The sequence below is a fragment of the Methylibium sp. genome (genome assembly GCF_035762065.1).
Taxonomy (GTDB): Bacteria; Pseudomonadota; Gammaproteobacteria; order Burkholderiales; family Burkholderiaceae_C; genus Methylibium.
In genome coordinates this window covers 59,167-77,819 of record NZ_DASTPW010000028.1, presented here as the reverse complement: position 1 = coordinate 77,819, position 18,653 = coordinate 59,167, and the positions used below count along the sequence as shown (strand labels likewise).

Annotated in this window: 16 protein-coding genes; 9 read left to right on the top strand and 7 right to left on the bottom strand. The window is 72.5% G+C overall.

All coding sequences use genetic code 11. From position 1 onward, the window contains the following. Both VFR90_RS08165 and VFR90_RS08160 read left to right on the top strand, forming a co-directional pair. Positions 1-1,019, top strand: a 1,019-nt coding sequence (locus VFR90_RS08165) for a DHHA1 domain-containing protein (protein WP_326405612.1), incomplete at its 5' end; no start/stop codon positions are given. A gap of 3 nt (positions 1,020-1,022) precedes the next feature. Then, positions 1,023-1,673, top strand: coding sequence for an NMCC_0638 family (lipo)protein (locus VFR90_RS08160; protein ID WP_326405611.1), 651 nt, complete (start codon positions 1,023-1,025; stop codon positions 1,671-1,673). Here VFR90_RS08160 and mltB read toward each other — a convergent pair whose 3' ends face one another. From mltB to VFR90_RS08140, 4 genes are all read right to left on the bottom strand, one after another. Further along, the gene (gene mltB, locus VFR90_RS08155; protein WP_326405610.1) at positions 1,674-2,792 is read right to left on the bottom strand and encodes a lytic murein transglycosylase B; all 1,119 of its coding nucleotides are present in this window, start codon (positions 2,790-2,792) and stop codon (positions 1,674-1,676) included. Positions 2,793-2,882: 90 nt separating this feature from the next. Continuing rightward, the gene (locus VFR90_RS08150) at positions 2,883-4,958 is read right to left on the bottom strand and encodes a transglutaminase TgpA family protein (RefSeq protein ID WP_326405609.1); all 2,076 of its coding nucleotides are present in this window, start codon (positions 4,956-4,958) and stop codon (positions 2,883-2,885) included. Further along, positions 4,955-6,088: a DUF58 domain-containing protein gene (locus VFR90_RS08145; protein ID WP_326405608.1), complete on the bottom strand. Its 1,134-nt coding sequence runs from the start codon at positions 6,086-6,088 to the stop codon at positions 4,955-4,957. Before VFR90_RS08145 ends, VFR90_RS08150 begins: the two co-directional genes overlap by 4 nt. Further along, the gene (locus VFR90_RS08140) at positions 6,085-7,029 is read right to left on the bottom strand and encodes an AAA family ATPase (RefSeq protein ID WP_326405607.1); all 945 of its coding nucleotides are present in this window, start codon (positions 7,027-7,029) and stop codon (positions 6,085-6,087) included. Before VFR90_RS08140 ends, VFR90_RS08145 begins: the two co-directional genes overlap by 4 nt. A gap of 54 nt (positions 7,030-7,083) precedes the next feature. Between VFR90_RS08140 and VFR90_RS08135 the strand changes: the two genes are divergently transcribed. Both VFR90_RS08135 and VFR90_RS08130 read left to right on the top strand, forming a co-directional pair. Further along, on the top strand, positions 7,084-8,049 hold the full coding sequence (locus VFR90_RS08135; RefSeq protein WP_326405606.1) for a histone deacetylase family protein: 966 nt from the start codon (positions 7,084-7,086) through the stop codon (positions 8,047-8,049). Further along, positions 8,046-9,428, top strand: coding sequence for a mechanosensitive ion channel family protein (locus VFR90_RS08130; RefSeq protein ID WP_326405605.1), 1,383 nt, complete (start codon positions 8,046-8,048; stop codon positions 9,426-9,428). The genes VFR90_RS08135 and VFR90_RS08130 overlap by 4 nt, the downstream gene beginning before the upstream one ends. On the opposite strand, the gene VFR90_RS08125 is transcribed toward VFR90_RS08130, so the two are convergent. The 3 genes from VFR90_RS08125 to VFR90_RS08115 all read right to left on the bottom strand — a co-directional run bounded on the left by VFR90_RS08125 (position 9,425) and on the right by VFR90_RS08115 (position 13,535). After that, on the bottom strand, positions 9,425-11,683 hold the full coding sequence (locus tag VFR90_RS08125) for a sensor histidine kinase (RefSeq protein WP_326405604.1): 2,259 nt from the start codon (positions 11,681-11,683) through the stop codon (positions 9,425-9,427). The two genes, VFR90_RS08130 and VFR90_RS08125, sit on opposite strands and share 4 nt — an antisense overlap. A gap of 26 nt (positions 11,684-11,709) precedes the next feature. Continuing rightward, positions 11,710-12,438, bottom strand: coding sequence for a LuxR C-terminal-related transcriptional regulator (locus tag VFR90_RS08120; RefSeq protein WP_326405603.1), 729 nt, complete (start codon positions 12,436-12,438; stop codon positions 11,710-11,712). Positions 12,439-12,521: 83 nt separating this feature from the next. Next, complete coding sequence (locus VFR90_RS08115; RefSeq protein ID WP_326405602.1) at positions 12,522-13,535, bottom strand: NADPH:quinone oxidoreductase family protein; 1,014 nt, start codon at positions 13,533-13,535, stop codon at positions 12,522-12,524. Between the two features lie 108 nt (positions 13,536-13,643). On the opposite strand from VFR90_RS08115, the gene surE reads away from it, so the two are divergent. The 5 genes from surE to rlmD are packed head-to-tail and all read left to right on the top strand — an operon-like array spanning position 13,644 to position 18,652. Next, positions 13,644-14,408, top strand: a complete 765-nt coding sequence (gene surE / locus VFR90_RS08110) for a 5'/3'-nucleotidase SurE (protein ID WP_326405601.1) — start codon at positions 13,644-13,646, stop codon at positions 14,406-14,408. Continuing rightward, positions 14,405-15,163 carry a protein-L-isoaspartate(D-aspartate) O-methyltransferase gene (locus tag VFR90_RS08105; protein ID WP_326405600.1) on the top strand — a complete coding sequence of 253 codons (759 nt, stop codon included), beginning with the start codon at positions 14,405-14,407 and terminating at the stop codon, positions 15,161-15,163. The genes surE and VFR90_RS08105 overlap by 4 nt, the downstream gene beginning before the upstream one ends. A 43-nt stretch (positions 15,164-15,206) precedes the next feature. After that, on the top strand, positions 15,207-16,175 hold the full coding sequence (locus VFR90_RS08100) for a peptidoglycan DD-metalloendopeptidase family protein (RefSeq protein ID WP_414676513.1): 969 nt from the start codon (positions 15,207-15,209) through the stop codon (positions 16,173-16,175). Positions 16,176-16,202: 27 nt separating this feature from the next. Beyond that, positions 16,203-17,240, top strand: a complete 1,038-nt coding sequence (gene rpoS, locus VFR90_RS08095; protein WP_326405598.1) for an RNA polymerase sigma factor RpoS — start codon at positions 16,203-16,205, stop codon at positions 17,238-17,240. A gap of 38 nt (positions 17,241-17,278) precedes the next feature. Further along, on the top strand, positions 17,279-18,652 hold the full coding sequence (gene rlmD, locus VFR90_RS08090) for a 23S rRNA (uracil(1939)-C(5))-methyltransferase RlmD (protein ID WP_326405597.1): 1,374 nt from the start codon (positions 17,279-17,281) through the stop codon (positions 18,650-18,652). The last annotated feature ends 1 nt before the right edge of the window (position 18,653 follow it).

The following is an 18,653-nucleotide window of genomic DNA, read 5'->3' as shown; positions in this document are numbered from 1 at the left end:
CGCTGAAGAGCGGCACGCTGAAGGTCGGCGACAGCGTCGAGGCGCGGGTGGATACCGAGCTGCGCGCGCGCACCATGCGCAATCACTCGGTGACCCACCTGATGCACAAGGCGCTGCGCGAGGTGCTCGGCGCGCACGTGCAGCAGAAGGGCTCGCTGGTGAACGCGGAGCGAACGCGCTTCGACTTCGCGCACCACGCGCCGATGACCGAGGCGCAGATCCGCGAGGTCGAGGCCAAGGTCAATGCCGAGATCCTCGCGAACGCGCCGACCGAGGCGCGCGTGCTGTCGATGGACGAGGCGCAGAAGCTCGGCGCCGTGATGCTGTTCGGCGAGAAATACGGCGACACGGTGCGCGTGCTCGACATCGGCACGAGCCGCGAGCTTTGCGGCGGCACCCACGTGCAGCGCACCGGCGACATCGGCCTGTTCAAGATCGTCGCGGAAAGCGGTGTCGCGGCCGGCGTGCGACGGGTCGAGGCCGTCACCGGCGACAACGCGCTGGCCTACCTGCAGGCGCTCGAGCACACCGTCGACGGCGTCGCCGCGAGCCTGAAGGCCGCGCCGGCCGAGGTGCCCGGCCGCATCGCGGCGGTGCTGGAGCAGCTGCGATCGCTCGAGCGCGAGGTCGCGGCACTGAAGGGCAGGCTGGCTTCGTCGCAGGGCGACGAACTGCTCGCCCAGGTGGTGGACGTGAAGGGGCTGCGGGTGCTGGCGGCGACGCTCGAAGGCGCCGATGCGAAGGCGCTGCGCGACACGATGGACAAGCTCAAGAGCAAGCTCAAGAGCGCGGCCATCGTGCTGGCCGCCGTCGACGGCCAGAAGGTGCAGCTCGCCGCCGGCGTCACCGCCGACCGGATGAGCACGATCAAGGCCGGCGAGCTGGTCAACTTCGTCGCCCAGCAGGTCGGCGGCAAGGGTGGCGGCAAGCCCGACCTGGCGATGGCCGGCGGCAGCGACGCGACGAAGCTGCCGGCCGCGCTGGCCTCGGTGGCCGGCTGGGTCGGCGAACGGGTCTGAGCGATGGGCACCGCCGGCGGCCGCGCAGCAGGGTCCGCCATCGCGGCGACCCTGCTCGGCTGCGTCGGCTTCGCGCTCGCGCAAGGCAACGAGCCGGCCTTCACCGCACCGCCGGGCTCGGCCCAGGCCACGCCGTCGCCGGTGCACACCGCGCCACTGCCGATGGACAGCGCGCAGATCGCGCGCGATGCAGTCGGCGTATTCCAGCGCACCTGCCTCGCGTCGGTCGGCGACGCGACCGCGACGATCGACGCCGCGATCAACGCCGGTCTCGCGCCCTATGCCGGCGGGGGCGGCGCCAGCGTCGCGAGCCTGCTCGGCGACACGCCAGGGCAGGTTTTCGCGTTCGGCGGCGCGACCGACGTGCTGCTCGCGGTCGGCCAGGACGGCCGCTGCACCGTCTGGGCCTCGCGCGCCGACGGGCCGACCGCCAAGCAGGCCTTCGTCGCGGCGATCGACGCGATGCGCGCGAACACCACGGTGCGGCCGGTGCGCGACCGCACGATCGAGCGCGCCGGCGGCTGGCGTCATCAGCTCGGCTACGACATCGGCGGCGCGCGCCGCTTCCGCGCCGACGCCGTCACGCTGCTGGCCGCGCAGCCGGGCTTGCAGGTGCTGCAGGCGGCGCCGGCGGGCATCGCCGCGCCGAACTGATCAGCGCGCCGCTTCGGCGACCGTCAGCACGGTGCGGCCCAGTTCGATCACCGCCATCGCGTAGTAGCTCGAGGCGTTGTAGCGCGTCAGCGCGTAGAAGTTCTGGGTGCCTGCGACGTAGCTCGGCGCCGCGTCGCCGTTCTGCAGCTCGACCAGCGCCAGCGGCCCGGCATGCTCGCGGCCGGCCGCATCGAGCCCCGCGCCGCGCTCGGCGAACTGCGCGGCGGTGAAGCTGGGCACGATGTCGGGCAGCAGCAGCACCGCGCGGTCGGCGGTGGCCTGCGGCACCGTCACTTCGTGGTGCGTCGGCATGCCGCGCTGCCAGCCGTGGTTGACGAGGAAGTTCGCGACCGAGCCGATCGCGTCGGCCGGGCTCTGGTGCAGATCGATGCGGCCGTCGCCGTCGAAGTCGATCGCGTGCTTGCGTCGCGAACTGGGCATGAACTGCGGCAGCCCCATCGCGCCGGCGTAGCTGCCGAGCACCGCGAGCGGGTCGTCGTTCTGCTCGCGGCACAGCAGCAGGAACTGCGCGAGTTCGTCGCGGAAGAAGGCGCTGCGGTCGCGGCGCGGCGTCGCCGGGAAGTCAAGGCTCAGCGTGGCCAGCGCGTCGAGCACGCGGTAGTTGCCCATGTGGCGCCCGTAGAGCGTCTCGACGCCGACGATGCCCACGACGATCGCCGCCGGCACTCCGAAGCGGGCCTCGGCCTCGACCAGCGCGCGCTCGTTCTCGCGCAGGAAGGCGACGCCGGCACGCAGCCGCGTCGGCTCGACGAAGCGGGCGCGGTAGGCGGCCCAGTTCTTCGTGCTGCCGGCCGGCGCCGGCTGCATCAGCCGCTGCACCGAAGGGATGAAGCGCGCCTCGGCCAGCGTCGCCTCGACCGCGCCTCGATCGAGGCCGGACGATTCGGCGATTGCCGCGGCGAGCGCGAGCACGTCGGCGCGGCGGCCGTAGGCGGCTTCGGCGCGATCGTCGCCGGCCCCGCGCGCCCGCCCGCCGGAGGGCGCCGCGCAGGCGGGCATCGCCAGGCAGGCGCCGGCGAGCGCCAGCAGCATCGAGACGCGGCTGCGCGCGCGCCGGGTGATGCGATCGGAAGCAGGGGTCGCGGTGGAGGAGGGCATGCGGGGCAGTGTCGCGCAGCGCCGTGCTCGCGAGACCCGGCGGGGCTTGAAGGGCGGCCTTCGCGCGGCCTGCATGGCCGCAGCCGCGTCTCACCCCAGTTTCAAAGCCGCGACCGCGCGCGACGCCAGCGCACGCGCCGCGCTGCGGCGCGCCCAACGGGCGCGCAGCGAGGAGCCGGGTTCGTCAAGCGGCGCAGCGTTCGCGTAGCGCAGCGCCTCCAGCGCATGCAGCGCCTCGATCGCCGCACGCGCATGCTCGCCGCCGTGCGCGGCGAGCTGGTTCGCGAGCCGCCGCGGCGGCACCGTCGCATCGGCCTCGAAGCCGCGGCGCGCGGCCGCCCGCCGCACGCGGGCATAGGCGCGCAGCCAGGGATCGAGCCGGTGCTGCTCGCGCCAGGCCCAGGCGGCGCCGACGAGGCTCGCCGCCGCGACCAGCATCCCGAGCACGACGCCCAGCTCGCCGATGCCCGGCGCTTCGAAGCCGAGGCGCTTGAGGAGCTCGACCTGGCTCGCGCGGCCGTAGTTCAGCACCCACTGGTTCCAGCGGTGGTTGGTCGCTTCCCACAAGTCGCGCAGCCGCACCAGCGCGTCGGGCGCGACGCCCTCGAAGGCCGCGCCGATGAAGCCCGGCGACGGCCGCAGCGGCCGGCTCAGGTTGATGCGGTCGGGCGCGACCGCGGCCGTCGGGTCCGCGCGCAGCCAGCCCTCGCCGGGCTGCCAGTACTCGGCCCAGGCGTGCGCGTGGCTCTGCCGCACGACCAGCGCGCCGTCGATCGGGTTGCGTTCGGCACCTTGGTAGCCGGTGACGATGCGCGCCGGCACGTCGAGCGCGCGCATCACCACCACGAAGGCCGCGGCGAAGTGCTCGCAGTAGCCGAGCTTGCGGTCGAGCCAGAACTCGTCGATCAGGTGGCCGCGCTCGTCCTCCCCGTACACGCCGGGCGTGAGCGTGTAGCCGAAGCCGGCGCTGCCGATGTGGCGCATCACCGCGGCGGCGAGCGTCGTCGCGTCGGCCTCGGCATAGCGGGGTTCGCGGCGCAGGTCGGCGGCCCACTGCAGCGTGCGCGGGTTGCGGTTGGCCGGCAGTTGCAGGAAGTCCTGCAGGCCCACGACCGGCGTCCCGGGGCCGTGGCGGAACGCGGGCCAGGCGCGCGCGGTGTAGACCACGCGCTCGCTCAGGGGGCGCGGCAGCGTCCAGTGCAGGTCGTCGCGCAGCGAAGGCGTCTGGCCTTCGATCGCCGGCAGCTCGGGCGTCGCCTCGAGCGTCGGCAGGGTCGCGAGCTTCAGCGGCTCGACCGTCACCTCCAGCTCGACCGGCGCGCCCAGCATGCGCAGCTCGGCGCGCGCGCGCAGCGCCCGGGGGAAGCTGCTCGGCTGCATCGTCCAGGAGCGGCCGTCGAAGTGGTCGAGCACCGGGCCGCGGAAGTACAGCTGCTCGGGCCGCGGGATCGCTCCGGCGACGATGCGCAGCCGCATCGCGATCGTGTCGTCGTTCGCCAGCAGGCCGAACTGGCCGAGTTCCATCGTGCCGGAAAGCCCGGTCTTCGCGCCGCTGTCCCCCGGCACGCCCCACAGCGGGCCGAAGCGCGGGAACAGCATGAACAGCGCGACCATCACCGGCGCCCCGAACACCGCGAAGCGCGCCGCGAGCGCCGCGGCGCGGCCGAGGCTGGGCTGGCCGACGGGCATGTGCGCGAGCACCAGCGCGGTCAGCAGCCCCCACACCGAGACGAGCATCGCCGCCGCGATCGCCAGCGACTGCGACTGCAGGAAGTGCGTCAGCACGAGGAAGAAGCCGAGGAAGAACACCGCGAGCGCGTCGCGCCGCGCGCGCAGCTCCAGCGTCTTCAGTGCCACCAGCACGACCAGCAGCGTGACGCCGGCCTCCTTGCCGAGCACGGTGCGATGGCTGAACAGCGTCAGCGCCAGCGCGGTGACCAGCATCAGCGCGAGCCACCAGCGGTTCGGCAGCGCGCCGCCCTTCACCGCGAGCCGCGCGCGCCAGGCCAGCACGCCCGCCGTCATCAGCGAACACCACGCCGGCAGCCGCGGCAGGTGGGGCAGCACCGTCCAGGCGATCACCGCGAGCAGGAAAAGCGTGTCGCGCGTCTCGCGCGGCCAGCGCAGCCAGGCGGCAGCCCAGCGGGTGCGGCCTTCGACTCTCATGCCGACCACAGCGCCAGCGCGTCGAGCGCCGCCCGGCGATGCGCGTCGCCGGCGCCCGGCGGTTGCTCGAAGCCCGGCAGCCGCAGGCCCCAGTCGAGGCCGCGCCGCTCGCACTCGAGCAGCCAGGCCGCGAGCCGCGACAGGCGCGCCTCGGTGTCGGCGATGCGGGGGGTCGCGAGCGGCGCCTCGGCCCAATCGAGCCACAACTCCTGGCGATGCGAGCCGCTGGTCTCGCGCACGACGAGGTCGGCGCCGGTATCGAGGGCGCGCGCCGCCTTCTTCCACAGCACGCGCTTCGGTGCGTCGCCGCGGCGGTAGGCGCGCACGCCGTCGAGCTCGTCGCCCTGCACGAAGCGCGCGTTCGACGCGCCACCCGCGCCGCGCGCCGGCGGCAGGGCCGCGGCCGGCTGCTCGGGCTGCGGCCAGACGATCACCGTCGAGGCCGGCCGCCAGTCGCTCCAGGCGCGGAACAGGCCGAGCGGAAAGCGCGTCTCGATGCGCACGCTCGGCAGGTGGAAGCAGCCGCGCCGCTCGCAGGCGACCGCGAGGCGCGCGACGTTCTGGCCGCCCGCCGGCACGTCGATCCAGCTCCAGCCGGCGTCCGCCCCGGCGCGCGGCCGCAGGCCCACGCCGTAGCGCGCGCGGCCCGCCGCATCGTCGAGCACGCATTCGACGGCCACCGGCTCGCCGGCGAAGACCGAGGGCGTCGCGCGCAGGTGCAGCGTCAGCCCGCGCAGCGTGCGGTGCGTGACGTGCAGCGCGACCGCCGCGCTGCCGGCGAGCAGGAAGGTCAGCAGGTAGCCGAGGCTCAGCTGGTAGTTGATCGACGCGACCAGCAGCACCGCGAGCGTCAGCGCGAACACGAGGCCGGCGCGCGTGGGCAGGATGTAGACGTTCGCGTGGGTCAGCGTCAGCGTGTCGCGGCGCGGGTGGCGCCGCTCCCACCAGGCGCGCAGCCGCAAGCGCAGCAGGCCGCCGAGCGCGGTGCGCGCACTGCGGCGTTCGGGATGCGGCCAGACGTCGGCGCGCGCCGTCGACGAGGGCGCGGCGAGCGCCGGGTCGGCGCGCTCGCCGGTGTCGGGCCACACAGCGGGCGGCCGGCGCACCGCGGCGCGCTGCGTGCCGTTCACGGCAGCGGCACCGCCTCGATCAAGGCGCGCACCTGCTCGCGCCGGCCGCGCCCGGCGCTCGCCACCGGCTGCAGGCGGTGCGCGACGGTGTGCGGCAGGATCGCCTGCACGTCGTCGGGCGCGACGTAGTCGCGGCCGTCGAGCAGCGCATGCGCGCGCGACGCGCGCAGCACCGCGAGGCCGGCCCGCGGTGACAAACCTTCGACGAACCAGCGGCCGTCGCGCGTCGCGGCGATCAGCGCCTGCACGTAGTCGAGCAGCGGCTCGCTCGCGTGCACCTGCAGCACCGCCTGCTGCGCGGCGGCGAGCTCGCCCGGCGCCATCACCGGCTTGAGGTTCGCGACCAGCTGGCGGCGGTCCTCGCCCGCGAGCAGCGCGCGTTCGCTGGCGCGGTCGGGGTAGCCGAGCGTGATGCACATCAGGAAGCGGTCGAGCTGGCTTTCGGGCAGCGGGTAGGTGCCGAGCTGGTCGCTCGGGTTCTGCGTCGCGATCACGAAGAAGGGCGCGGGCAGCGGCCGCGTCTCGCCTTCGACGCTGACCTGGTGCTCCTCCATCGCCTCGAGCAGCGCGCTCTGCGTCTTGGGGCCGGCGCGGTTGATCTCGTCGGCCAGCAGCACCTGCGCGAACACCGGGCCGGGGTGGAAGACGAAGCTCTCCTGCGCGCGCTCGTAGATGCTGACGCCGACCAGGTCGCTTGGCATCAGGTCGGCGGTGAACTGCACGCGCGAAAAGCGCAGGCCGAGCGAGACCGCGAGCGCATGCGCCAGCGTCGTCTTGCCGACGCCCGGCACGTCTTCGATCAGCAGGTGGCCGCCCGCCAGCAGGCAGGCGACGCTGAGCTCGATCGGGCTTTGCTTGCCCACGATAATCGCGCGCAGTTGATCAATGAGCCGATGCAGTTGGGCGTGGATCAGGGCGTGGCGAGGGGTCGGCGAATTCATCGCGCAACGGTAGCCCACCGCATCCCCGGCACACCGGCTGCCCGCAACGAACGGATGGCAACCGCGCACTACTCCCACCCCGCGTGTCGTACCCACGAGATGGGCCGCGGCCACCCCGAGTCGCCACAGCGGCTCGACGCCATCGCCGACCACCTGATCGCAACCGGCCTCGACGAGCTGCTCCTCAAGCGCGAGGCGCCCGCGGCGACCGAGGCCGAGCTGAAGCTCGCGCACGACGCCGGCTACGTCGCCGAGCTGCTGGGCTTCCTGGATCAGGTGGAAGCCGGCGGCCGGCTGCGCGCGCTCGATGCCGACACCACCGCCGGCCCCGGCACCCGCGAGGCGGTGCTGCGCGCCGCCGGCGCCGCGCGCGCCGCGACCGACGCGGTGCTCGACGGCGAGGTCGCCAACGCCTTTTGCGCGGTGCGCCCGCCGGGCCACCACGCGACGCGCCGGCAGGCGATGGGCTTCTGCTTCGTCAACAACGTCGTGCTCGCGGCGCGGCACGCGCTGGAGCGGCGCGGGCTCGAGCGCGTCGCGATCGTCGACTTCGACGTGCACCACGGCAACGGCACCGAGGACATCGTGGCCAACGACCCGCGCATCCTGATGCTCGGCTTCTTCCAGCACCCGCTGTACCCCGGCTCCGGCGTCGTGCCGCTGGGCCCGAACGTCCACAACTTCCCCGTGCCGCCGTACACGAAGGGCGCCGAGATCCGCCCGCGCGTCGAGGCCGAATGGCTGCCGCGGCTCGAGGCCTTGCGGCCGCAGATGCTGTTCGTCTCCGCCGGCTTCGACGCGCACCGCGACGACGATCTCGGCCAGATGGGCCTCGTCGAAGCCGACTACGCCTGGATGACCCGCCTGCTGATGGACGTGGCCGAGCGGCATGCGCGAGGCCGCATCGTCGCGGTGCTCGAGGGCGGCTACAACCTCGGCGCGCTGGCCCGCAGCGTCGCTGCGCACCTGCGCGTGCTGGCCGGCGTGGCCGCGGTCGAAGCCGGCCCGGCGGCGCGATGAGGTCGGCGCTCGACGCGCTGGCGGCCGCCCTCGCCACGCCGGCGGGCATCGCGGCGCAGGCCGGCTCGGCCGCGCAGCTGTCGCGGCCGATGACACCGCAGGAGCTCGAAGGCTTCGTGCGGTCGCTGTTCAGCGCGAACGCCGCGATCGAGTTCGCTGTGCTGTTCGGCTGCCTGGGCCTCGCCTGGGGCCTGACCAAGCTGATCCTGCGCCGCGCCAAGCGCACGAACACCGTGCTGTTCGGCGAGCGGGTCTTCGATGGCGCGCTGTTCCCCCTGCTGGCGCTGGGCCTTGCGGTGCTCGCGCGCTACACGGTGCTCGCGGGCATGCCGCTGGCGGTGATGCGCGTGGCGGTCGCCGGCTTGATGGCGCTGGCGCTGATCCGGCTGCTGGTGCGCGTGCTGCGCGCGGCCTTCCCGAAGTCGGAGATCGTGCGCATCGCCGAGCGCTGGTTGTCGTGGGCGGTGTGGATCGGGCTGATCCTGTGGCTGACCGGCGTGCTGCCGATGCTCGTGGCCGAGGCCGACCAGATCAGCTGGAAGCTCGGCAGCGCCCGCATCAGTCTGCGCGCGATGCTGGAGGCGGCGGTCAACGTCGTCGTGGTGCTGGTGCTCGCGCTGTGGGCGAGCGCCGCGATCGAGGCACGGCTGCTGCGGCCGCAGGGCTTCGTCAACCTTTCGCTGCGCAAGATCGCGGCGAACGCGACGCGCGCGACGCTGCTGCTGGTCGGCCTGCTGGTCGCGCTGTCGGCCGCGGGCATCGACCTCACCGCGCTCAGCGTCTTCGGCGGCGCGATCGGCGTGGGCATCGGTCTGGGCCTGCAGAAGCTCGCGTCGAACTACATCAGCGGCTTCGTCGTGCTGGCCGAGCGCATGCTGAAGATCGGCGACCTGGTCAAGGTCGACGGCTTCGAGGGCCGCATCACCGACATCAACACGCGCTCCACCGTGATCCGCGCGCCGAGCGGGCGCCTGTCGATCGTGCCGAACGAGCTGCTGGTCACCCAGCGCGTCGAGAACGCCTCGTTGACCGACCCGGCGATCCAGTCGTCGACCACGGTGACGCTCGCGCACGGCAGCGACGTGGCCAGGCTGGTGCCGAGGATCCTGGCGGCGCTCGAGGCGATCCCGCGCGTGATGAAGGACGACGCGCACGCGCCCGCGGTGTTCCTCAACCAGTTCGTCGCCGACGGGCTCGAGCTGAAGGTCTGGTACTGGAACGGCGATCCGGACAAGGGCGATGCGAACCTGCGCTCGGAGGTCAATCTCGCGGTGCTCGGGGTGCTGAACGCCGAGGGCGTGCGGATCGCGTACCCGCAACGCATGGTGCACGGCCTCGCCGCCCCGGCCGACGCCAAGCCTGCACCGCCGAGCGCCTAGCTGCCGACCTGCGACCAGTCGGCGATCGCGACGCGGCAGGCGATCCCGGTTGGCTGCCGCTCGCTCCAGTGGACCTCACCGCCGAGCTGCTTGACCCGCTTTCGGATGCCGCCGAGGCCGAGCCCGTGAGCCCAGGCCTGCGGGTTGTGCCCGCGGCCGTCGTCGGCGACGACGAGTTCGAGCCGGTCGGCCGCCAGCCGCAGCAGCACCTCGACATGCCGGGCCTGCGCATGCGCGAGGACGTTGCTCACCAGTTCGCGCAGCACCCGCGTCAGCGCCGACCACTGCACCACCGAAAGCTCGACGTCCTGATCGAACTCGCAGCGCCACTCGAGCGCCACGTTGGCGAGCTCGAGCCGCTGCTGCAGGTCGGTCTTCCACTCGGCGGCCGCGTGCGAGAGCCGGTGCGTGTGCACCGCGAGGCCGCGCGTCAGCGTCTTCAGATCCTGCAGCGTGTGGCGGATGTAGTCCTCCTGCTCGGGGCTGCGCGCCTGGTACATCAGCGTGAGCAGGCGTGCGCCGATGTCGTCGTGCAGGTCCTGCGCGATGCGGCTTCGCTCTTCGCTGCGGCCGCGCTCGACGGCCTGGTCAAAAACGACCGCGCGCTTCAGTTGATCGACGATGCGATCGGCCAGGCGCGCGTCTTCCTCGGTGAACAGCCGCTGGCCCCGCTGCGAGAAGCGCAGCACCGCGCTCTGCTCGGGCAGCGGGCCGCGGCCGAGCTGCGGCACGGGCACGGTGAGCGTCGAGCCGTCGCCGCTGACGCGAGCGGCGGATGCCGGGATCGGCATCACGGTGGCCTCGATCGGCTCGAACCATTCGCGCAACAGGCCGAGCAGCGACAGGCCGGCCTTGTCGGGCCGCGCCTCGACCTCGCGCGCCATCCGGTACAGCCGCTCGAACAGCCGCTCCATGCTCACCACGCCGGTACCGCGCAGGTGGTTCAGCATCCACTGACGCACCGCCGAGTACAGCCCGAGCGCGACGAAGACGGCCAGCGTCGCCGAGGTCAGCTGCCCGAGCGAGAAGGCGCTGATGAACAGCAGGTCCAGCGCGGTCGCGAAGGTGCTGATGCCGGCGAGCAGCGAGAACTCGCGCAGCATCTGCTGCGACTTCGAGATGAACGGCAGCAGTAGCAGCAAGGAGGCGAGGAAGACGACCCAGATCGTCGAGCCCACGGTGCCGACGATCTGCAGCATGCCCGCCCGGTGCTGCGCGACGGCGATCGCGATCGTCAACAGCAGCCAGGTGCCGGTGCTCACCAGGCCGAAGCGCCGCATCACCATCGCGTACGGATGGCGCTCGATGCGGTAGGACCAGCCGAGCAGCCCGACCGCGAGCGCGCCGAGCGCCGCGCCCACGACCTGCGTCCACCACCAGGCCTGCGGCAGCCGGTCTTGCAGCAGCAGGCTGCACAGCAGCGCGGCGACGAGCCAGGCGCCGGCCGCGAAGCCCCAGTGGCCGGGCAGGCGCCGCGGGTGGATCGAGGTGGCGTGAACGATCGCGGCCGCGGTGAGGAGGTCGAGCGCCATGCGCGCGTTCGGCTCCCACGCGGCGTAGCCCGGCGGCAGGCCGAGTTGCGCGCTGGTGCCCACCGCGATGAACAGCAGGTTGCCGACCTGCGCTAGGCTCATCACCGCGTACAGCGCGTTGCGCAGCGAAGGCCGCACCAGCACGACGAGCATCGCGACGAGGTACAGCGCCAGCGCGAACAGCCCGAGCAGCCAGTACATCAGGCCGAGCGCGAGCGGGCCCTGCGGCGCCGGCACGACGACGACCTGCCCGCCGTCGCCGAAGTCGAGCGTCACCGCCGTCCTCGACCAGGCGCGCCCGAGCCGCTGCTGCAGCTCGCGATGCCAGAAGCGGTCGGCGTCCTGCGGCAGCCAGCGCGGCGATCGCAGCAGCAGCGTCGCGTCGATGCCGACCTCGTCACCGTCCGCGCGCACGCTGCGCAGGTGCTGGCCGACGAAGGGGCCCAGCGCCGGCACGCCGGTGGCGGCAAGCTCGAGTTCGCCGTGCGCGCCGGTGCGCCAGGTTGCGTCGATCTGCGGCGCGGCGGCAAGCATGCGCGTCAGCGCGAACAGGCCGAGGCAGCCGAACAGCGCGGCGAGGATCAGCGCGCGCAGCCGCCAGCCGAGCCAGCGCGAGGTGCGCAGCCGCGACGGCAGCCATTGATCGAGCAAGCGGCTGTCGGCGTGCTCGGGCGCGGTCGGCCCGAGGGGCCGGCGGCGGTCGTGGGAGGTCGGTATCGCCATCGCCGCCGCGGGATCCCGCTAGGGCGTCAGACGAGCCCCTGCTTGCTCGCGAGCACCGCGGCTTCCGCGCGGCTCGAAACGTTCAGCTTGCGGTAGATCGCCTTGATGTGGTCGTTCACGGTGAACCACTTGATGCCGATCAGCCCGGCGATCTCCTTGATCGTGAAGCCCTTGCTCAGGTAGGTGAGCACCTCGGTCTCGCGCGGCGTCAGGCGCTCGTGGTCCGGCTCGGCGTACACGGCCGCCTGCGGGCGCGAGGCCTTGAACTCGTGGCGCGGTGCGTCCAGCGGCATCAGCTGCGATTCGCCCAGACGGAAGTGCGACATCATCCGCCGCGCGATGGCCGGCGACAGCGGCGGCTCGCCGCGCACGATCTTCTGCAGCGCCTCGACCAGCACCTCGAAGCGGTCTTCCTTCAGCAGGTAGCCGTCGGCGCCGTTCTGCAGCGCGGGGAACAGGTGGTCGTCATCCGAGTAAAGCGTGGTGACGATGCGCGTGGCGGGGTGACCGTTCAGGTCCTTGAGCAGGTCGAGCCCGTTGCCGTCGGGCAGTTCGAGGTCGACCAGCACCAGCTTGTAGCGCTCGGCGCCGTCGCGCAGCGGCGCGGCACCGCCGACACCGAGCATGCGGCGCGCCGACTCGAGATCACCCGCCTCGCCGATGCCGCTGACGTCGGAGAAGCTCTCGCGCACGACGCGCGTCAGGAACTGCCGGGCTACAGGGTTGTCTTCGACGATCAGGACTTTGACGGACATCGGCAGGGCCTCGATGGCGGCCCCTGGCGTCGAGAGGGGCTGAGTCCGGCGGATTGTGCACGCGCGAGCCGATGGGTCTGCGCTCAGTCGTTGTGCAGCACCAGCTTGCCGCGCACCCCGCGCCCCGCCATCCGCTCGAACGCTTGCGGCAGCTCGCGCATCGGCGTTCTCGCATCGATCACCGGCTTGATCTTGCCGGCGGCGTACCAGCCGGCCAGTTCGCCGAGCGCCTTCGCGTTGCGCGCCGGTTCGCGGCGCGCGAAGTCGCCCCAGAACACGCCGACGATCGATGCGCCCTTGAGCAGCGCCAAGTTGAGCGGCAGCGAAGGGATCGCGCCGGCGGCGAAGCCGATCACGAGGTAGCGGCCGCGCCAGGCGATCGAGCGGAACACCGGCTCGGCGAAGTCCGCACCGACCGGGTCGTAGACGACGTCGGGGCCTGTGCCGTCCGTCGCGACTTTGATGTCTTGGCGCAGGCGGTCCATGCGCTCCCTGACCGAGCCGGGGCCGCCGTAGTCGATGGTCGCGTCGGCGCCGAGCGTCTTGCAGAGTTCGCACTTCGCTTCGCTCGACGCCGCGGCGATCACGCGTGCGCCGGCCGCCTTCGCGATCTGGATCGCCGCGGTACCGACGCCGCCGGCCGCACCGAGCACCAGCACCGTCTCGCCCGCTTGCAGCTGCGCGCGATCGAGCAGCGCGTGATGCGTGGTCGCATAGGTGCAGATGAAGGCGGCGGCGTCGTCGAACGCGAAGCCCTTGCCACCCACATCCGGCAGCGGCATCACCAGCTTCGCATCGACGCAGACCTGGGTCGCGAAACCGCCGAGGCCGCCGAAGGACGCGACCGCCATCCCGGGCACCAGGTGCCTGACCTCCGTGCCGACCGCCTCGACGACGCCCGAGAACTCGGAGCCCGGCACGAACGGCAGCGCAGGCTTCATCTGGTACTTGTTCTGCACGATCAGCAGGTCGGGGAAGTTCAGGCTCGCCGCGCGGATCGCCACGCGCACCTCGTGCGGCTTCGGCTCGGGCGTGGGCAGTTCGGTCCAGCGCAGCGCGTCGGGGCCGATCGGGTTGTCGCAGAGCCAGGCGTGCATCGTGGTCTCCTCGTGGGTCTTCGAACCATCATAGGAAGCGCTGCGGGCGCCTCGCGTCGCGCGTGCGACGAGCGGGGCGGCGCAGGACCGCTACCTACAATCGCGCCGATGCGCATCCTGGTGGCCAACGACGACGGATATCTCGCCCCCGGGCTCGCGGCCCTCGCGGACGTTTGCAGGCGGTTCGGCGAAGTCAACGTCGTCGCACCCGAGCAGAACGCGAGCGGCACCTCCAACGCGCTCACCTTGCAAAGGCCGCTGACGGTATGGACTGCGGCCTCGGGCTTCCAGGTGGTCAACGGCACGCCGTCGGATTGCGTGCACGTGGCGCTCACCGGCCTGCTGGACCACCGGCCGGACCTCGTCGTCTCGGGCATCAACAACGGCGCGAACATGGGCGACGACACGCTCTATTCGGGCACGGTGGCCGCGGCGATGGAGGGTTATCTGTTCGGCGTGCCGGCGATCGCGTTCTCGCTGGCGCAGAAGGGGTGGCGCAATCTGGAGAGCGCCGCGCAGGTCGCCGCCGAGGTGCTGCGCGGAGTGATCGAGCGTCCGCCCTCGGCGGGCGCCTGGCTGCTGAACGTGAACGTGCCGGATCGGCCCTTCGACCGCGTGCTCGGGCTGAAGACGACGCGGCTCGGCCGCCGCCATCCGAGCGAGCCGGTGATCCGACAGGCGAATCCGCGCGGCGAGCCGATCTACTGGATCGGCGCGGCCGGCGATGCGCGCGAGGCCGGCGAGGGCAGTGACTTCCATGCGGTCGCCGAAGGCTATGCCTCCATCACGCCATTGCAGTGCGACATGACCGACCATGCGGCGCTGCCGGCGTGGCGCGACTGGTCGCAGGCGCTCGGCACGCTCGGCAAATGAACGCGCCGGCGCGAGCGCGTGGGCGCTTTCCTTTGCGGCTCGAACAACTTCGCGCGGCGCCCGCCAAACCGCTGGCTGCGGCGCCGGGCCCGCAAGGCATCGGCCTCGACTCGCATGGCGTGCGTGAACGTCTGCTGCAGCGTCTGCAGGCCGAGGGCTTGCGCGATGCGCGCGTGCTCGCCGCGATGCGTGCGGTGCCGCGCCACGCCTTCGTCGACACCGCGCTGGCCGCGCAGGCCTACGAAGACACGAGCCTGCCGATCGGGCTCGGTCAGACGATCTCGAAGCCCTCGGTCGTTGCCCGCATGATCGAGCTGCTGATCGCGCCGCAACCTGCGGGCAAGCCGTTGCGGCTGCTCGAGATCGGTACCGGCTGCGGCTACCAGGCGGCGGTGCTCGCGCAGATCGGGCGCTTCGTCGTGTCGATCGAACGGCTCAAGCCGCTGCACGACCGAGCGCGCGAAAACCTCGCGGCCTCGCGAACCCCGGCGCTGCGTCTCGTCTACGGCGACGGCCGGCTCGGCCATGCGCCGAACGCGCCTTACGACGGCGTGATCGCCGCGGCCGGTGGCGACGATCTGCCCGCCGCGTGGCTCGATCAGCTCGCGCCGGGCGGGCGACTCGTCGCGCCGATGCTGGACGCGCGCAGCGGGCGGCAGGCGCTCGTTGTCGTCGACCGTCGCGAAGACGGATCGCTGGCGCGCAGCGAGCACGAGGCGGTCAAGTTCGTCCCCCTAAAATCCGGCGTCGATTGACCGGGCGCGCGTGCCCGCCCATGCCTTCATGCCATCGACCGTGCTGCTTCACGACCGACTCCTCCATCGCCGCCTGCACCGTCTCGCCACGCTGAGCCTGCTGTTGGGACTGGGTGCCTGCGGTACGAGCAAACGCCTCAACGCGCCCGGCGTCGAAGACCGCAGCACGCGCAGCGCCGCGGCGGCGGCAGCCCTGCAGGCGATGCAGGACGGCGCCGGCGCGCCGGCGAGCGCCGCGGGCTCGACGGCACCGTCGGACGCCTCGAAGGCGGCCAACGACAACAACGCCGGCAAGCCCGGCTATTACACGGTGAGGCCGGGCGACACGCTGATGCGCATCGGCCTGGAGACCGGTCAGAGCTGGCGCGACATCGCGCGCTGGAACAACATCGGCGCGAACAACGCGATCGAGCCTGGCCAGGTGCTGCGCGTCGCGCCGCCTGCCGCCGAGGGCGGCGCCGTCGCGTCCAAGCCCGTGACGACCACGCGCGTCGAGCCGCGGCCGCTCGACAGCAAGCCCGCGCCGGCCGCCGCCGCCGCGTCGGCGCCGACACCTGCGCCTGCGCCGCCAGCCGTCGCGGCCGCACCAGCTCCTGCGCCGGCTCCCGCGCCCGCACCGGTGCCTTCGGCAGCTCGAGACGAGGACGAGCCCAGCTGGATGTGGCCGGCCTCCGGTACGGTGGTCGCCGGCTACGACGAAGCGCGCAACAAGGGCGTGTCGATCGCCGGCAAGCCGGGCGACGCGGTGCTGGCCGCCGCCGACGGCCGCGTGGTCTACGCGGGCTCGGGCCTGCGCGGCTACGGCAACCTGGTGATCCTCAAGCACAACGCGACCTACCTGACCGCGTACGCGCACAACCAGAACCTGCTGGTCAAGGAAGACCAGCAGGTCAAGCGGGGCCAGAAGATCGCCGAGATGGGCTCGACCGACGCCGAGCGCGTGCAGCTGCACTTCGAGATCCGCCGGCTCGGCAAGCCCGTCGACCCGGTCAAGCTGCTGCCGCCGCGCTGAGGCGGCCTCGCAACGAGGATCGCGACCATGAAACTTCAGGATCGCGATCAGCTTGGCGGGCAAGCGCATCCGGCGGTTGTCGGCGTCGACGCCGATCCAGCGACCGGCCCGAGCGACCTTGAGTCCGGCCGCGCGAACGCCCACGAGGCCGTCGACGGCGTCGCGGCCGCCGGTCTGCCGGTGATCGAGCCCTCACCGGCCGATGTCGACGGCGGCGACGCGTTGCAAAGCTACTTGCGCTTGATCCGCCGCGCGCCACTGTTCACGCCGGCCGAGGAGTTCGAGACCGCCAGGCGTGTGCGCGCCGGCGACTTCGCCGCGCGCCAGCAGATGATCGAGCGCAACCTTCGGCTCGTCGTCAGCATCGCGCGCCACTACGTCGGCCGCGGCCTGCCGCTGGGCGACCTGATCGAAGAAGGCAACCTCGGCCTGATGCATGCGACCGCGAAGTTCGAGCCGGAGCGCGGCTTCCGCTTTTCGACCTATGCATCCTGGTGGATCCGCCAGGCGATCGAGAGCGCGACCATGCACCAGGCGCGCGTGGTGCGGCTGCCGGTGCATGTGGTGCGGGAATTGAGCCAGGTGATGAGGGCCAGGCGGGCGCTGGAGAGTGCCACCGTCGCGGCGGGCGACATGCGGCCGGTGGGTGTCGAAGATCTCGCCGCCGCGGTGGGCCGCACGGTCGACGAGGTGCTTGATCTGCTGCGGCATGCCGAGCAGCCGGCGTCGCTCGACGCGCCGATCGAGCGCGGCAGCGAAGGGCAGGGCGGCGACACGCTGATCGACACCGTGGTCGACGACGAAGCGGTCGATCCGTTGCGGCTGCGGCTGGAGCAGGAGCTCGACGCGCTGCTGCGCCACGGGCTCGATGCGCTTTCGCCGCGCGAGCGCGAAGTGCTGGTCGGCCGCTTCGGACTGCTCGGCCGCGAGCCGCAGACACTGGAGACGCTGGCCGAGCAGCTCGGCCTGACGCGCGAGCGGATTCGGCAGATCCAGCAAGACGCGCTGCGCAAGCTCAAGCGCGGCATGGCGCGCGACGGCGTGCATCGCGATTCGGTGTTCTGACGCCGCGGCGCCGCGAGGGCGCTCGGGATAATCGGCCGATGACGGCAAGCGATGAATGGCTGACGATCGAGTCGATCGATCTGGAGGCGCAAGGGGTCGCGCACAACGACGAGGGCAAGGTCGTGTTCGTCGACGGCGCCTTGCCCGGCGAGCAGGTGCGCGTGAACGTGCAGCGGCGCAAGAATCAGTGGGAGCGGGCCGAGATGGTCGAGCTGCGCCACGAGAGCCCGCTGCGCGTGAAGCCGCGGTGTCCGCACTTCGGGCTGCACGCCGGCGCTTGCGGAGGCTGCAAGATGCAGCACGTCGATGCGGCGGCGCAGGTCGCCTTCAAGCAACGTGCGCTAGAAGACGCGTTGGCGCATCTTGGCAAGCTGAAGCCCAGGCGCATGCTGCGGCCGCTCGAAGGCCCGGCCTGGGGCTATCGGTGGCGCGCGCGGCTTTCGGTGCGGTATGTGGCGAGGAAGGGCCGGGTGCTGATCGGTTTCCACGAGCGCAAGTCGAGCTACGTCGCGGACATGCGCGAATGCCACGTGCTGCCGTCCCACTTGAGCGCGATGCTGCAGCCGCTGTCGGCGCTGATCGCATCGATGCAGGCGCGTGACCGGCTGCCGCAGATCGAGGTCGCGATCGGCGAAGACGACGCCGGGCTCGTGACGGCGCTGGTGCTGCGCCACCTGGAGCCGCTGGAGGGCGCCGATCGGCAACGGCTGCGCGACTTCGCGCAAGCGCATGGCGTGCAGTGGTGGTTGCAGCCGAAGGGGCCGGAGAGCATCGGCCGGCTCGACGGCGAAGCCAGCGCGCTGGCCTACCGGCTGCCCGAGTTCGACCTGCGGCTGCCGTTTCGGCCGACCGATTTCACCCAGGTCAACCATGCGATCAACCGGGTGCTGGTGGGGCAGGCGCTGCGGTTGCTCGACGCGGGGCCCGGCGAGCGCGTGATCGACTGGTTCTGCGGGCTGGGCAACTTCACGTTGCCGATCGCGCGGCGGGCGAGCGAAGTGCTGGGTCTGGAGGGCAGTTCCGCGCTCGTGGCGCGCGCACGCGAGGCGGCCGCCACGAATGGTCTCGCGGCGACGGCACGCTTCGAAGCGGTCGACCTTTTCGAGCTGACGCCGGAGGTCGTTCGCGGCTATGGCGGGGCGCAAAAGTGGCTGATCGATCCGCCGCGGGAAGGCGCGTTCGCCCTCGCGAAGGCGCTGGCCGAGCACGAGGAGGCCGGATCGGCGGCCAGCAGCTGGCGACCGCCGGCGCGCATCGTGTACGTGAGCTGCAACCCCGCGACGCTGGCACGTGATGCCGGCCTGCTGGTGCATCGCGCCGGCTATCGGTGCGAGGCGGCCGGCGTCGTCAACATGTTCCCGCACACGGCGCACGTCGAGAGCATCGCCGTTTTCGAGCGCGATCCGGTCTAGC